Here is a 1138-nt window from a genome sequence, read left to right on the forward strand (position 1 = left end):
AGAGTGTCGGGGATCCTGTGTGTTGGGGCTGTGGTATTCAAGAGCAGGGAAGGAGGCCGAGGGGATCCAGGTCGCCTTTCGGCAGACCGTGGCATGGCACGGCCCCCTTCCCGCCTTGAGAACCATCAACCTGAACAGTTGAACGGGGCTGTTCGCGCAGACCCCGCAGCACAGGAAGAGGCACTGGTGATGATAGAGCAAAACTATATTGGATGCGACATCTCCAAGCGGACGCTGGATTTCCACGACGCAGCCAGCGGCAGGGATGTGCGCATCGCCAACGACGCGGCGGCAATCGCAGCCCATGTCGCTGGACTTCACAGCGGTCGCGACTTCATTGTGATGGAGGCGACGGGCGTGCACGACAGGCTGTTGCGGCATGCCCTGGCAGAGGCAGGCATTGCCTTCTCGCGGCACAACCCAACCCACACCCACCACCATGCCAAGGCAGGCCGCCAACGTGCCAAGACAGATCGGCTCGATGCACGCATGCTGTGCGACTACGGCCGCTGCCACCAGCCAGCAGCGGAAGCGACACCTTGCGCCGAACGCGAGCGCCTGCAGGCACTTGTGCGTCGGCGTGACCAACTGGTCGACATCAGAGCCGACCAGAAGAAACACCTCCAGGAAGCCTTCGATGCCGATGTGACGACAGACATTGAAAGCCTGATCATCACGCTCGACGAGCGCATCAAGGCACTCGAGGCGTTGATCCGCACGGTCACGGATGCCGACGCCACGATTGCCGCCGACTACGATATCCTGGTCTCCGCGCCAGGTGTCGCCACCGTCACCGCCACCACGCTGATCGCGTTGATGCCAGAACTCGGGCAGCGGTCACCCAAGACCATCGCAGCCCTTGCCGGACTCGCTCCGATCGCCAACGAGAGCGGCTCAAAGACCTTTCGTTCCCACATCCGAGGCGGCAGGCCGCGTGTGCGCCGTGCACTCTATATGGCAGCTCTGACGGCCATTCGATCTTGTCAGCGCTTCACACAAGCCTACACCGCAATCGCTACCCGATCCGGCTCAAAGAAACTCGCCATCATCGCTGTCGCAAGGAAGCTCCTCGTCTCGCTCAACGCCATGATCCGAGACAAAAGCCGCTTCGCTTGAACACAGTTGCCATTCCGGAACG

At 61.7% G+C, this 1138-nt stretch carries 1 protein-coding gene; it reads left to right on the forward strand.

Going from position 1 to position 1138, the window contains the following annotated elements; all coding sequences use genetic code 11:
- Positions 1-189 precede the first annotated feature (189 nt).
- A complete protein-coding gene (locus tag ACFWXH_RS31280; protein ID WP_379125319.1) occupies positions 190-1116 on the forward strand; it encodes an IS110 family transposase in 927 nt (308 codons plus the stop codon).
- Positions 1117-1138: the final 22 nt, after the last annotated feature.

Source organism: Mesorhizobium sp. NPDC059054, assembly GCF_042739215.1.
GTDB lineage: Bacteria > Pseudomonadota > Alphaproteobacteria > Rhizobiales > Rhizobiaceae > Mesorhizobium.